A 13,311-nucleotide genomic window follows, 5' to 3' on the forward strand; every position below is an offset into this window, starting at 1 on the left:
GAAGGGACCTCATGCTTCGTCGCCTCTACCACTGGGTTCTCCACTGGGCCGACCACCGCTGGGCCGTGCCCGCCCTGGCGCTGCTGGCCTTCGCCGAGTCCAGCTTCTTCCCGGTGCCACCCGACGTGCTCCTCATCGCCCTGACGCTGGGTCGGCCGCGGCGGGCCTGGTGGTACGCCGGGGTCTGCTCGCTGGGGTCGGTGGCCGGCGGCGTGCTGGGCTACCTGATCGGCGCCCTGCTGTGGGAGGCGGTCCAGGGCTGGTTCATCCCCCTCCTCTTCAGCCAGGAGATCTTCGACCACGTGGCCGGCCTCTACGGTCGCAATGCCTTCTGGGCCATTTTCACGGCGGCCTTCACGCCCATCCCCTACAAGGTCTTCACCATCGCGGCGGGGGTCTTCCACGAACAGGTGGCGCTGGGCGTGCTGGTGCTGGCCTCGGCCCTGGGCCGCCCCCTGCGCTTCTTCCTGGTGGCCGGACTGCTGCGTTTCTTCGGCGAGCCGATGAAGGCCTTCATCGAGCGCTGGTTCGACTGGCTGGCCCTCGCTTTCGCCGTGCTCCTGATCGGCAGCTTCCTCCTCGTCAAGCTGATCGGAGGCTGAGCGGGAGCGGCCGGGCCGGCCGGGACGAGTGCCGGGCGGCGGACCGGTCGCGGCCGGAAGCCGGTACGAATGCGAGTGGACGAAGGAATCCGCATTTGCCACCTTCGGCCATCACCAGTCACCCAGAAAGGAGCCGCATAATGGCCGACAAGGCGCGCAAATTCCCGGAGAACGTTCCCGGCAAGTTCTATGTGGACGAGGACTGCATCTGCTGCGGTGCCTGCGTGGACGCCGCCCCCAACAACTTCAAGGAATCCGCGGGCGGAGACTACGATTACGTCTACAAGCAGCCGGAGAACGAAACGGAATTGCAGCAGTGCAAGGACGCCATTGCCGAGTGCCCCGTCAACTGCATCGGGGACGACGGCGAAGACTGATTCCTGGCCGCGACGACCGATGGGGGCGCCACCAGGCGCCCTTTTTCATGGAGGGACGATGGCCTGCACGGCGGAGGACCTTTACCGGACGCTGATCGAGGATGCCCGCCGGCTGGTGGAGGCGGCCGCCCACCGGCTGCGGGAGAGCGGCCCGGAGGACGGCGCCGTGTCCTCCGGCTGGACCGCCGCCCAGGTGCTGGGTCACCTCTGGGACAGCGCCCAGGTCAACCATCTGCGCCTGCTGCGCGGCATGGCAGGGGATGATCTCATCTTTCCCGGCTACGACCAAGATGCCTGGGTGGGAGTCCAGGATCCCGCCACCCTGCCCTGGGAGCTTCTGGTGGAGGGCTGGCGCGCCGACAACCTGCGCCTGCTGCACCTGGCCGGCCGCCTGGAGCCGGTCCTGCGCACGCGGCTCCACCCCCGGCACAGCCTGGACCGCATCGGCTGGCAGCCTCATCCCGCCCACCTGCCCGCCTCCCTCGAGCATCTCATCCGCGACTACCTGGGCCACCTGCGCCATCACCTGCGCCGCCTCTCGCCCGCCCTTGTCCCGCCGTCCAGCATGCCCGCGGCCCTGGACCGCGCCGTCCTGCCCCTGCGCACGGGCCGGCTCGTGCTGGAGCCGCTGCGGACGGAGGATGTGGACGAGCTTGCCCCCATCCTGGCGGATCCGGCCGTGGTGCGGCACCTGCCCGGTCCGCCGCGCAGCCGCGAGCAGACGGCCAAGACGATCGCCCATTTCGTCGCCCACCAGGAACGGCTTGGTTTCAGCGCCTGGGCCCTGCGCATGCGGGAGGACGGGCGCCTGGCCGGCTGGTGCGGCCTGGCCGAGTTGGACGGCACGGGCGAGGTGGAGCTGCTCTACTGCCTGGGCACCCATGCCTGGGGCCGTGGCATCGCCAGCGAGGCGGCCCGCGCCTGCCTGGCTTGTGCCCGCGACCAGCTGGGCCTGCCCCGCCTGGCCGCCGTGGTGGCGCCGGACAACCAGGCCAGCCGGCGCGTCCTGGCCACGTGCGGCCTGGATCAGCGCCGTCCCGCCCGCCACTTCGGCCTGGAGCTGGAGTGGTGGCAGATCGACTTTGACAAGGAGCCGACATGAAGCTGATCATCCCGACCCTCTGTCTTGTCCTCTGGCTGGGCTGCGGCGGCAGCCCGCCCGCCCCCGCGCCGCCAGTGGAGGCGCCGCCGGAGGCCCCGGCCGACACGGCCTTCGCCTTGCGCTCCGACGCCTTCGCCGACGGCCAGGCCATCCCCGCCCGCTACACCTGCGAGGGCCTGGATCTCTCGCCGCCCCTCGCCTGGACGCCGCCGCCGCCGGGCACGCTCAGCCTGGCTCTGCTCGTCCGTGATCCGGACGCCCCCGATCCGGCGGCTCCCACCCGGACCTGGACCCACTGGCTCCTGCTCAACCTGCCGCCCGCGGCGGGCGTCCTGCCCGAGCAGGCGGGCAACGAGAGCCGCACGGGCGTTCCCGCCGGAGCGCTGGACGGACTCAACGACTGGGGGCGCGGCGGCTGGGGCGGCCCTTGCCCGCCCGTGGGCCGCCACCGCTACCAGTTTCTCCTGTTCGCCCTGGATACCCTGCTGCCCCTCCGCGCCGATTGGTCGCGGGAGGAACTGGAGCTGCTGGGGGAGACACGGGCCCTGGCCGTGGCGCAGGTGACCGGCACCTACCAGAAGTCAGCGCCATGAGCGGGGCGGCCCTCCACCCGGCCCTCGCCCGCCCCCTGCCCGGCGAGGCGGCCCCCGCCTACGACGCCTACCTGGCCGCCTGCCCGGTGGGCGACCTGCGCCACCTGCTGGCGGAGCAGGCCACCGCTTTCCGTCGGGAGCTGGCCGGCCTGGACGAGGCGGCCGGTGCCCACCGCTACGCGCCCGGCAAATGGAGCCTGGCCCAGTTGGTGGGGCACCTGGCCGACACGGAGCAGATCCTGCTTGGCCGCGCCCTGCGCCTGGCCCGCGGCGACAGCCGCCCCCAGCCGGGTTTCGACGAGGACGCCTACGCCGCCGCCTGGACGCCCTCCCTGGCGCGGGAGCGGGAGCGCTGGCTGGAACAGCGCGGCCAGACTTGTCGCTTCTTCACCAACCTGGCGCCGGAGGACTGGCTGCGGCCGGGCCTGGTGGAGGACCGGCCCGTCTCCGTGCGTGCCCTGGGCTGGATCATCGCCGGCCACCTCGAGCACCATCTGCGCAGCCTGCGCCAGCGCTACCGGCCGGGCCTGGACCCGACGCCCGGCGAACCGGGCGCCCCGGGGGAGCCCCGCCCGGCGGCGGACGCCTGTCGCGTCTGGCGCGCCGGCGAGGCGGAGCAGGTGCTGGACCGGGAGGGCATCCAGGGCTGGCGGCTGGTCCGCGAGCAGGATCGGCGCCTCATCCGCCTGCACCTGGCGGCGGGATCCGCGCTGGCGCCGCATCCCGTGCCCGACCGGGCCCTCTTCTGGCTGGCGGCGGGACGGGGCCGCCTCACGGTGGAGGGCCGGACGGTGGAGCTGGCCGGCGGCGACGCCGCCCTGGTCGCCGCCGGCGCCACGCGGGGCTGGGAGGCCATGACCGACCTCGACCTGCTGGTGGTGCGTGGCTGGCCGGAGGACTGAGCCCTTCGGGCCGGAGGATTCCCAGGGCGGGCCGTACTCGGTGCGGCCCCTTGACGCAGCCGCGCTGCGCCTGCGGGCTTGCGCCCCGCACTGGGCGACTTGGATTCGTCATCATCCGTCATTTCACGTGACTCGGTCAGCAGGGTCGGGGGTGGCATGAAGGGCGGGTTGCACCACGTGGAGATCTACGTCGCCGACCTGCCCGCGGCCAGGGAGTTCTGGCCCTGGTGGCTGGGCGAGCTGGGCTGGGAACCCTTCCAGGACTGGGCGGATGGCTTCAGCATGCTGCTGGGCGACACCTATCTCGTCTTCGTCCAGGCCACCCTGCTGGACCAGGCCTTCCACCGGCGGCGGCCGGGCCTCAACCACCTTGCCTTCCGCGCCGCCCACCGCGCCCAGGTGGACCGTCTGACGGGCGAGCTGCGCCGCCGCGGCTGGACCATCCTCTATCCCGAGCGCCATCCCCGCGCCGGGGGCGGCGACAGCTACTCCCTCTTCTTCGAGGGTCCGGAGCGCTTGAAGATCGAGCTGACGGTGGACGGCGAGGCCGCGGCGGACGGTCCGGCGACGGGGGCGTGATGGCGGCCGGGCCATCAGCCAGGCGATGACGATCCATCGCTCCAAGGGATACATCCTCTCGACGCAGGGATGATCAAGGTGGATTTGGCTCGGCCCAATGGCCGGCACTTCCGATGTTGGGCCCGCGGCGTGGCCAAGTCCAACAGGCTGCTTGGCGTGCGCCGGGAGGAGGACCCGTGGCTTTGAGGCGATTGGATCACTGGCTGGACAGGCTGGAGCAGGCACGCTCCCTGGACCCGGCGGATCGGGCCGCCGTCTGCCTGGAGACCCTGGCCGAGGCCCCCGGTCCGGCCGTGGCCCGCGCCCTCAAGGGCCTGCGCCGCCTCGGGCACGACGGCTACGCCGAGACGGCGCTGGCCGCCTTCCCCCGCCTCTGCCACGACGGGCTGCGGATCGATCCGGGCTGCGCCGGCCGCCGGGCCATCGCCGAGGGCCTGCTGGCGCTGGACTGGACCCAATCCGAACCCTGGTGGGAGGGCCTGGGCATCGTCCAGTGGGAACCGGTCTATGGCGGGCGGGTGGACGCCGGGGCGGGCCTGCGCGGCCTCTGCGCCCTGGGCCTGGTGCGCAGCGGGGACACACGCGCCCCCCTGGCCCTGGCGCGCCTGCTGGCCGATCCGGAGGTGGAGGCCCGTCGCGGTGCCGTGCGCGCCCTGCGCGAGGCCCCCTCGCTTTGGGCCCTGCCTCTGCTCGCCCATCGCGCCCTGCTCCGGGCCGAGGATCTGGACGCCCAGCTGGACATCCTCCACGGCCTGCTCGAGCGGGAGGACGAGGCGGCCTTCCACTTGGTGGCGGACCTGCTGGCGGACGCCGACGGGGAAAGCCGCGAGGCGGCGGCCATCGCCCTGGGCGAGCGGGGCGGTGACGCGGGCGCCCGCCTGCTGTGGTGCCGTCTGGCGGAGGAGGTCCTGCCGCCGCGCCGGCGCCCCCTCTGGCTGGGATTGGCCCTGTCGCGCTGCGACGAGGGCCGCCCGCGGCTGCTGCGCCATCTGGCCACCGCCCCCGCGATGCAGGTGAGAGAGGCGGCCTGGGCCCTGGACGGCCTGCGTGACGAGGAGTTGACGACCGTCCTGGCCGGACCGGAGGAGCGGCGGCCATGAACTGGACACCCCGCCATGGTTGGTGCGTCCTGCGCGTGGTCCTCCATCGCCACGAGGGGGAGTTCCTCGCCGCGCAACTGCGGGACGCCGGCATTCCGGCCGAGCTCTTCGGCGATGATTGCGGCGGTCTGGGACTGGGCCTGCCCATGTCGATGGGACTGGCCCTCTATGTCAACGAGACCGACCTGGCCGCCGCCCGCGAGCTGCTGGACCCCTCCGGGGAGAGGCCGTGAACGGTGGCCTCTTCAGTCGCGCCAGCTTGCTCACCGAGGGGGAGCTGGTGCTGGGTCTGCTCGTGATCGCCTGGATGATGGGCGGGGTGGCCCTGGCCTGGTCCGGCCGGCGCGCCGCCCACGTGGCGGCCATGAAGGCCCTGCCGCCGTTGATGGCCCTGTTTCTTGTCGTCTTCGTGGCCGGCGCCCTGACCCGGGGTGGCGTGGAGGCGCTGGGCGACGGCGCCCGGCAGGCCCTCCTCGCCCTGCTCATCCTCCATGTCGTCCTCTCCCTGGCCGGCGGCCTGCTCTTGGTGCACGTGCTGCGACAGGGCTGGCGGGCGGCCGGATCCGACCCCGTCCGCGCCGCCGCAGCCCTGGGCCGGCATCGCCGCTGGGCCGGCTTCACGGCGGGCTTCTGGCTGGTCAACGGCCTGCTGGGCGTCCTCGTTTTCCTGCTGGCCTACGTCGTGTGAGCGGCCATGCTTGAACTCCCCATCCCCGGCCGCCGGGACCTCCAGCTGCGCCATCTGGTCCTGGACTTCAACGGCACCCTGGCCGCGGCCGACCTCGTCGGGCCAGGTCCGCGGGAGGCCCTTGATCTCCTGCTGGTCCCGGCGCGCCGGCGGGCCACCCTGCGCCTGGCCTGAAAGGGCGTGGACAAAGCACGTGCACGGAGGTTGACATGCGCGTTCTCATCCTGGGCGGCGGCGTCTTCCTGGGCCGCGCCCTGGCGCGGGCCTTCCTGGCCCGGGGCTGGGAGACCGTCTGCCTGACGCGCGGCCGCAGCCGGCCGGGTCCGGTGGAGGGCGTGCGGCTGGTGGCGGGGGACCGCCGCCGGGCACAGGATCTGGCCGCCCTGGGGGAGCAGGAATGGGACGCGGTGGTGGACACCTGCGCCTATCGACCGGCCGACCTCGAGGCGCCCCTGGAGGTCCTGGGCGGACGCTGCGACTGCTGGCTGCTCGTCTCGACCATCAGCGTCTATGCTCCGCCCTATCCGGTCCATCCGGACGAGACGGCCCCCCTGTTGCCGCCGGTCGATCCGCTGGCCGAGCTGGCGCCCCATTACGGGGCGCTCAAGGCCATGTGCGAGGATCTGGTGGCCGACGAGCTGGGGGAGCGCGCCCTCATCGTCCGCCCGGGCCTGATCGTCGGCCCGGAGGATCCCAGCGAGCGCTTCACCTGGTGGGTGCGCGAGCTGGCCGCCTGCGGGGCCGAGGGGCGGGATCCGGCCTGGCCCGACGCGGCGCGCCAGCCCTGCCAGCTGATCGACGGGCGCGACCTGGCCGGCTTCTGCGCCCATCTCCTGGCCGAGGGGGCGAGCGGCGCCGTGCATGCGGCCGGTCCGGACCCGGCGCCCCGGCTGGTGGATGTCCTGGCGGCCATGGCCCGGCAAGTGGCCCCCGCCTGCCGGCCGCGCCCGCTGCCGGAGGAGGCTTGGCGGGAGGCCGGCCTGCGGCCCTGGGCCGATCTCCCCCTCTGGCTGCCCGAGTCCGAGTACGAATCCTTCAACCTGGATCTGGGCGCCGCCACCGGCGCCGGGCTGCGCCTGCGCCCCCTGGAGGAGACGGTGCGCGACACTCTGGCCTGGCTGCGTGAACACGCCCCGCAGGGCCGCGGCCCCGGCCTGGCCGAGCTGACGGCCCGGGTGGAGGCGCATGGCAGGGGCTGAGCACCGGAGCGGCCCGCCCGGCCGGCGGCGGCGCATCGCCCTCACGGGCGGCATCGGCGCCGGCAAGAGCCTGCTCGCCTCCTGGCTGCGGCAGGCGGGCTGCCTCGTGCTCGACGCCGACGAGCTGGGCCGCCGGGCGGTGGAGGAGGAGCCCGCCCTGCGCGAGGGGCTGGCCGCGGCGTTCGGCCGGGACCTGATCGACCAGGCGGGCCGCCTGGACCGGCGGGAGCTGGGGCGGCGCGCCTTCGCCACGCCCGATGCCCTGGAGCGGCTCAACGCCCTGGTCTTTCCTTACCTTGAGCGTCGCCTGCGGGAAGGACTCCAGCACGCCGCGGACCTGGTCTTCGTGGACGCGGCCCTCATCTACGAATGGGGCATCGACCCTCTCTTCGACGAGATCTGGGTGGTGCGGGCGAGCGACGAGGCGCGGCTGGCCCGGGCCGCCGCCCGCCTGGGGGAAGGGGCGGCCGCGCTGAGGCGGCGTCTGGAGCGGCAGCTTCCCCAGGAGGAAAAGGTCCGCCGCGCCGACCGCGTGCTGGACAACGACACCGCCCCGGAGGATCTCTGGGTGCGGGCGGACCGCCTGCTGGAACAGCTGGGACTGCCGCGCCTGCCGCCCGCCAGCCGGCCCGGCGGGAACAAGGACCAAGGGAAAGGCCCGGCATGCCCCACCTCGCACGCCTCCTGAGCGGACCGGCCTGCCGCCTGCTGGCGCTGCTTCTGCTGCTGGCCGCGCCACGTGTGCTGCCGGCCCAGGGCTTCGGCCAGAACAAGGTCCAGTACGCCAGCAAGACCTGGTCCTACATCCAGAGCGAGCACTTCGACGTCTACTACTACGAGGGCGGCTACGAGCAGGCCGCCTTCACCGCCCACACGGCGGACAGCGCCTATGCCGTCCTCACCCGCGACTACAACTGGGAGCTGCCCCAGGGCGAGCGCATCGTCATCATCACCTACCAGAGCCACAACGACTTCTCCAACACCAACCTCACGCCGGGCGTCGTCCCCGAGAGCGTGGGCGGCTTCACCGAGTTCTACAAGAACCGCGTGGTCGTGCCCTTCCAGGGATCGTGGGAGGCCTACCGCCACGTCATCCACCACGAGCTGAACCACGCCTTCCAGCTCTCCATGTTCTACGGCGAGCGCATCATCGCCGGCTTCATCCGCTTCCCGCTCCCCCTCTGGTTCGCCGAGGGGACCAGCGAGTACACCAGCCGCTCGGGCTGGGACCGCGAGGCCAACATGTTCATGGCCGACGCCGTCGTCTCGGGCTACCTGCCGGACATCCCCTACCTGGGCGGCTTCCTGGCCTACAAGGGTGGCCAGAGCGTCTTCTGCTACCTGGAGGACGAGTTCGGCCGCGAGCGCTTCTCCGAGCTGATGCACAAGGTGCGCAGCCTGCGCAGCATCGAGCGCGGGATGGAGGGCACCCTGGGCTTCGGCGTGGAGGAGCTGTCCCGCCAATGGAAAAACTACCTGCGGCGCATGTACTGGCCGGAGATCCAGGAGCGGCGGCGGGCGGGGGAATTCGCCGACCGCGTCACCGACCATGTCGCCCTGGGCAACTTCGTCAACAACAGCCCGGCGATCAGCCCCTCCGGCGACCGCATGGTCTTCCTCAGCGACCGCACCGGCTACTTCGACCTCTACCTGGCCCACATCACCCAGCCCGACAAGGCGCGGCGCCTGCTGCACGGGCAGCAGTCCGGCCAGTTCGAGGAGCTGCACTGGCTGCGGCCGGGCATCGCCTGGGCGCCGGACGGCGAACGCATCGCCTTCGCCTCCAAGGCGGGAGCGGAGGACGTGCTCTTCCTGCTCGACGCCCGCGACGGCCGGGTGCGCCAGCGCTGGGCTCTCGGCCTGCAGGGGCTCTACAGCCCGGCCTTCAGCCCGGACGGGCGCTGGATCGCCTTCGTCGCCCAGCACCAGGGCCGCAGCGACATCTGGCTGCTCGAGGTGGCGAGCAGCCGCGTCATCGAATTGACGCGCGACAGCTGGAGCGACAGCGATCCCTCCTTCAGCCCCGACGGCCGGCACCTGCTCTTCACCAGCGACCGCGGCGACGACCTGGGGCGCGATGCCCTGGTGGCCATGGCCGGCCGCTCCTACTCGGTGGACGAGGTCTACCTGGCCGACCTGGCGGGCGTCCTGGCCGACGCGGAGGCCCCGCTCCCGCTCAAGCGCCTGACCCGCTCGCCCTATGGCAAGCGCACGCCCATCTGGTCCGCCCTGCCCGACGGCGAGATCTACTTCGTGAGCGACGCCGGCGGCGCCTGGAACCTCTACTCCCTGCCCGGCGACCCCGCCGCTTTCGTGGGTGCCTCCCCCGTGCCCGAGCGCCGCACCAGCATGCTGACGGGCATCTTCCAGCCCTCCCTCTCCGGGCAGGGCAAGCTGCTCTTCGCCAGTTTCGAGCAGGGTGGCTACGACATCTTCCTGCACAAGGACATCCGGCGGCTGGAGCGGCTGGGACCCATGCCCGCCGACGACCACGACCTGCTCCCCTTCAACCGCGTGCGGGACCGCCGCGAGGAGACGGCCGCCCGCCCCGCCGCCCCCGACGCCGGGGAGGACCTGCGCTGGCGGCAGGTGGACTTCAGCGACCTGTCCAACTTCGGCGGGGAGACCTATCGCCGCTGGATGAGCCGCCGCGCCGCCGAGGAGGAGGGGGCCGGCCTGGCGTTGAAGACAGGCCTGACGCCGCCGCGCCTGGACGAGGAGGGCCGTTTCCTGCCCCGCCTATACAAGCTGCGCTTCTCGCCCGACATGTCCCAAGCCACGGCCCAGTACGACGACATCTTCGGCTTCCAGGGCGTCAGCCAGCTTGTCTTCAGCGACCTGCTGGGCAACCACCGCATCTACACCTACCTCAATTTTTACAACCGCATCGAGTTCTCGAACGTCTACAGCTACTACGAGTACAGCGCCCGGCGCCTGCAGATGCTGGGCGGGGTTTTCCGCTACGTCCACTACCTCCACGGCGAGACGCCGAACCGCTACTACCGGGACGGCCTGCTGGGGCTGGAGGCCAGTTTCTCCTGGCCGCTCTCGCGCTTCACCCGGCTGCAGCTGGACAACCGCTGGACGACGGTGGACCGGGACAGCCTCAACCGCACCAACTACCGGGAGGACGCCTACGGCACGCCCATCTACCAGGAGTACCAGTCGGGCCGCTTCCTGACCAGCGGCCTGGCCTGGGTCTTCGACAACACCCTCTGGCGCGACACGGGACCGGTCAACGGCTGGCGCGGATCGGCCGGCTACACACGGGGCTTCCCCATCCGCGGCGGGGCCGACGCCGGCAACGATTTCCACACGATGGAGGCCGACCTGCGGCGCTATCTGCGCCTGAACGGGGATCTGCAGGTGGCCCTGCGCCTGGCGGGCGGCGCCTCGGTGGGCCCCACCCCCCAGCGCTTCTTCCTGGGCGGGGCGCCCAACTGGATCAACACGAGCTATTTCCGGCGGGACGACGACCCCGCCGTCAACCGCCTGCGCAGCAACATCGAAGAGCTCTACTACGCCGCACTGGTGCAGCCCCTGCGCGGGGCCGCCCTTTACCAGCGGGAGGGGGACCGCTTCCTCCTGGGCAACGCCGAACTGCGCTATCCCATCCTGCGCTACCTGGTGACGGGCTGGCCCTTCACCATCGTGCTGCGCGACCTGCGCGGCGTGCTCTTCACCGACGTGGGCGGGGCCTGGGACCACGACGGCAGCTGGCAGGCGGTGGACAGCGAGGGCCACCTGCGGGACCTGCTCATGAGCTACGGCTGGGGTTTCCGCGTCAACCTGGGCATCGCCGTGATGAAGATGGACTGGGCCTGGGTGACGACCTGGGACGGCAATCCCGCCGGTCCGCAGTTCGTGCTGACCCTCGGCACCGATTATTAGGAGTCCCATGCACGATCCGCGCAATCCCGCCCTGGCCATCGGCGCCCGCCTGCACGGCTTCGAAGTGCGCTCTGGCCGGGAGCTGCCCAACCTGCGCGCCCACAGCTGGGAGCTGCGCCACCTGGAGACGGGGGCCCGCCATCTCCACATCAGCCACGAGCTGGAGGAGAACGTCTTCATCGCCTGCCTGCGCACCCTGCCCCGGGACGACACGGGCGTGGCCCACATCCTCGAGCACACGGTGCTGGAAGGCTCGCGCGCCTTTCCCGTCAAGATGTTCAACCAGCTGACGGGGCGCTCCCTCAACAGCTTCCTCAACGCCTTCACCAGCCCCGACCGCACGGCCTACCCCTTCGCCACGCCCAACGCCGAGGACTGGGACAACCTGCTGGTGCGCTACCTGGACGCCGTCTTCCACCCCCTGCTCGAGGAGGAGGCCTTCCTCCAGGAGGGCTGGCGCCTGGAGTTCCGCGATCCGGCGGATCCCGCCACGCCGCTGGAGATCCGCGGGGTGGTCTACAACGAGATGAAGGCGGCCTTGAGCAGTCCGGAAGCCCAGTTCTCCCGCCGCTTCCGCCGGGAGCTGATGCCGGACCTCTGCTATGCCCGCGAGTCGGGGGGCGATCCCGAGGCCATCCCCGATCTGGACGTGGAGTCCTGGCGGGCCTTCCACCGCCGCCACTACCATCCGGGGAACTCCTGGAACGGCACCTTCGGCTGCCTGCCGCTGGGCCCCACCCTGGCCCGGCTGGACGAGGCCTTCCGCGGCCTGGGCCCGCTGCCCGGGCTGACGCTCGGTCCCCAACCGCCCCTGGGCGCGCCCCGCCAGGTGGCCGGGCGCTATCCGGTGGTGGGCGCCGCCGCCGGCCGCTCTCCCCGCTTCGCCGCCGTGGGCTGGCGCCTCTGCCCGCAGACGGACCTGGACGAGGCGGTGCGCCTCGCCTTCCTCTTCGACGTGCTGTGCGGCGGCCTGGCCGCCCCCCTCAACCACGCCCTGCTGCAGAGCGGGCTTGGTCCCGCCCTGGCGCCGGTGGGCTTCGACGGCTCCATGTCCCAGCTTGCCTTCGGTATCGGCCTGAAGGAGGTGGCGCCCGGGGCCGCCGCCGAGGTGGAGCGCGTCACGCGGGAGGTCCTGGAGCGCCTGGCCGCGGAGGGGCTGGATCCCGCCCAGGTGGAGGCCGCCCTCGACCGCTACGAACTGGACAACCGCGAGCAGAGCCGGGTGTGGGGCATGCCCTGGGGCCTGGCCCTGCTCTATTTCTCCCTGCCGCACTGGATGGAGGGCGGGGATCCCCACGCCGGCCTGCGCAACGACCTGCTGCTGGAGCGCCTGCGCCAGGAGGCGGCGGCGCCCGGCTTCCTGCCCGGGCTGATCCGGCGCTGGCTGCTGGACAATCCCGAGCGTCTCTGCCTGGAGCTGGAGCCCGACCCGGGGGCGGCCGCGGCCCGCGAGCGCGCCCTGGCCGCAAGCCTGGTGGAGCGGCGCCGGAGCCTGGGCGAGGAGGAGAGCCGCCGCTTGGTGGAGCAGGCGCGCCGCGTGGCGGCCTGGCGTGGCGACGAGGGCGACCTCGGCTGCATGCCCGCCCTCGACCCCGCCCACCTGCCCCGCACCTTCTCCAGCTGGCCGACCGTGGAGCGGAGCCTGCCCGGCGGGCGGCTCCACCTGCACGACCAGCCGGTCAACGGCCTCTGCCACCTCAAGCTGGCCCTGCCCCTGGCCGCCGACGATCCCGATCTCGTCCTGGCCGACCTCCTGGGCTGGCTGACCCGCATCAGCCACGCCGGACTGGGCGTGGAGGCCAGCGAGCGCCGCCTGCGGGCGCTGACGGGCGGCGTCTCCCTGGGCTCGCACCACAGCATGGGCGTGTCCGGCCCGGATCCGGTCCAGTGCCTCATCCTGGGCTTCCACGGCCTCGCCCGGCGCGGCGCGGACTGGATGGCCATGCTGGAGGACCTCCTGCTGCGGCCCGACCTGCAGGACAGCCGGCGCCTGGGGGAACTGCTGCGCATGCGGCAGGCCGGACTGCGCGGCCAGGTGATCGGATCGGCGGGCCAGATCGCCGCCCAGGCCGCCGCCGATGCCGTCTCGCCCATCGGACGGGCCAGCGACGAGGCGGAGGGGCTGACCTTCCTGCGCCGGCTGGCCGTGCTCGACGCGGAGCGGGACGACCTGGGCGGCCGGCTGGCGGCCCTGCTGGAACGCTGCCTGGCCGCCGGCGGGCGGGAGATGTCCCTCTGCGCCGAGGCCGGGCACCTGCCCGCCGCCGCCGCCCGCGCC

The 13,311-nt window shown here is 72.7% G+C and carries 14 protein-coding genes; all 14 read left to right on the forward strand.

What is annotated here, in order from left to right; all coding sequences use genetic code 11:
* The first annotated feature begins 11 nt into the window (after positions 1-11).
* The gene (locus Q8O14_10215) at positions 12-602 is read left to right on the forward strand and encodes a VTT domain-containing protein (protein ID MDP2361114.1); all 591 of its coding nucleotides are present in this window, start codon (positions 12-14) and stop codon (positions 600-602) included.
* A 140-nt stretch (positions 603-742) separates the two neighbouring features.
* Complete coding sequence (locus tag Q8O14_10220; protein ID MDP2361115.1) at positions 743-979, forward strand: ferredoxin; 237 nt, start codon at positions 743-745, stop codon at positions 977-979.
* A gap of 58 nt (positions 980-1,037) precedes the next feature.
* Positions 1,038-2,081, forward strand: a complete 1,044-nt coding sequence (locus Q8O14_10225; GenBank protein ID MDP2361116.1) for a GNAT family N-acetyltransferase — start codon at positions 1,038-1,040, stop codon at positions 2,079-2,081.
* A complete protein-coding gene (locus Q8O14_10230; protein ID MDP2361117.1) occupies positions 2,078-2,674 on the forward strand; it encodes a YbhB/YbcL family Raf kinase inhibitor-like protein in 597 nt (198 codons plus the stop codon). The genes Q8O14_10225 and Q8O14_10230 overlap by 4 nt, the downstream gene beginning before the upstream one ends.
* Positions 2,671-3,576 (forward strand): DinB family protein, encoded by a 906-nt coding sequence (locus tag Q8O14_10235; protein ID MDP2361118.1) that lies wholly within the window; start codon positions 2,671-2,673, stop codon positions 3,574-3,576. The genes Q8O14_10230 and Q8O14_10235 overlap by 4 nt, the downstream gene beginning before the upstream one ends.
* A gap of 156 nt (positions 3,577-3,732) precedes the next feature.
* Positions 3,733-4,155, forward strand: coding sequence for a VOC family protein (locus Q8O14_10240; GenBank protein ID MDP2361119.1), 423 nt, complete (start codon positions 3,733-3,735; stop codon positions 4,153-4,155).
* A 176-nt stretch (positions 4,156-4,331) separates the two neighbouring features.
* Entirely contained in the window at positions 4,332-5,255 is a 924-nt protein-coding gene (locus Q8O14_10245; GenBank protein MDP2361120.1) for a hypothetical protein, read from the forward strand.
* A complete protein-coding gene (locus Q8O14_10250; protein MDP2361121.1) occupies positions 5,252-5,488 on the forward strand; it encodes a hypothetical protein in 237 nt (78 codons plus the stop codon). Before Q8O14_10245 ends, Q8O14_10250 begins: the two co-directional genes overlap by 4 nt.
* Entirely contained in the window at positions 5,485-5,943 is a 459-nt protein-coding gene (locus tag Q8O14_10255; protein MDP2361122.1) for a DUF420 domain-containing protein, read from the forward strand. Before Q8O14_10250 ends, Q8O14_10255 begins: the two co-directional genes overlap by 4 nt.
* 6 nt (positions 5,944-5,949) lie before the next feature.
* Positions 5,950-6,117, forward strand: coding sequence for a hypothetical protein (locus Q8O14_10260; GenBank protein MDP2361123.1), 168 nt, complete (start codon positions 5,950-5,952; stop codon positions 6,115-6,117).
* A 35-nt stretch (positions 6,118-6,152) separates the two neighbouring features.
* Complete coding sequence (locus tag Q8O14_10265; protein MDP2361124.1) at positions 6,153-7,142, forward strand: epimerase; 990 nt, start codon at positions 6,153-6,155, stop codon at positions 7,140-7,142.
* Positions 7,129-7,830, forward strand: a complete 702-nt coding sequence (gene coaE, locus Q8O14_10270; GenBank protein ID MDP2361125.1) for a dephospho-CoA kinase — start codon at positions 7,129-7,131, stop codon at positions 7,828-7,830. The genes Q8O14_10265 and coaE overlap by 14 nt, the downstream gene beginning before the upstream one ends.
* A complete protein-coding gene (locus tag Q8O14_10275; GenBank protein ID MDP2361126.1) occupies positions 7,806-11,033 on the forward strand; it encodes a BamA/TamA family outer membrane protein in 3,228 nt (1,075 codons plus the stop codon). The genes coaE and Q8O14_10275 overlap by 25 nt, the downstream gene beginning before the upstream one ends.
* Before the next feature lie 7 nt (positions 11,034-11,040).
* Positions 11,041-13,311: insulinase family protein (locus Q8O14_10280; protein ID MDP2361127.1), on the forward strand; the 2,271-nt coding region annotated here is incomplete at its 3' end.

The sequence above is a fragment of the bacterium genome (genome assembly GCA_030685015.1).
GTDB lineage: Bacteria > CAIWAD01 > CAIWAD01 > CAIWAD01 > CAIWAD01 > CAIWAD01.

What these genes read in the sequence shown, in the direction of transcription:
- Q8O14_10215 (MDP2361114.1), top strand. Translation starts at nt 12, where the DNA reads ATGCTTCGTCGCCTCTACCACTGGGTTCTCCACTGGGCCGACCACCGC.
- Q8O14_10220 (MDP2361115.1), top strand. Translation starts at nt 743, where the DNA reads ATGGCCGACAAGGCGCGCAAATTCCCGGAGAACGTTCCCGGCAAGTTC.
- Q8O14_10225 (MDP2361116.1), top strand. Translation starts at nt 1,038, where the DNA reads ATGGCCTGCACGGCGGAGGACCTTTACCGGACGCTGATCGAGGATGCC.
- Q8O14_10230 (MDP2361117.1), top strand. Translation starts at nt 2,078, where the DNA reads ATGAAGCTGATCATCCCGACCCTCTGTCTTGTCCTCTGGCTGGGCTGC.
- Q8O14_10235 (MDP2361118.1), top strand. Translation starts at nt 2,671, where the DNA reads ATGAGCGGGGCGGCCCTCCACCCGGCCCTCGCCCGCCCCCTGCCCGGC.
- Q8O14_10240 (MDP2361119.1), top strand. Translation starts at nt 3,733, where the DNA reads ATGAAGGGCGGGTTGCACCACGTGGAGATCTACGTCGCCGACCTGCCC.
- Q8O14_10250 (MDP2361121.1), top strand. Translation starts at nt 5,252, where the DNA reads ATGAACTGGACACCCCGCCATGGTTGGTGCGTCCTGCGCGTGGTCCTC.
- Q8O14_10260 (MDP2361123.1), top strand. Translation starts at nt 5,950, where the DNA reads ATGCTTGAACTCCCCATCCCCGGCCGCCGGGACCTCCAGCTGCGCCAT.
- Q8O14_10265 (MDP2361124.1), top strand. Translation starts at nt 6,153, where the DNA reads ATGCGCGTTCTCATCCTGGGCGGCGGCGTCTTCCTGGGCCGCGCCCTG.
- coaE (MDP2361125.1), top strand. Translation starts at nt 7,129, where the DNA reads ATGGCAGGGGCTGAGCACCGGAGCGGCCCGCCCGGCCGGCGGCGGCGC.
- Q8O14_10275 (MDP2361126.1), top strand. Translation starts at nt 7,806, where the DNA reads ATGCCCCACCTCGCACGCCTCCTGAGCGGACCGGCCTGCCGCCTGCTG.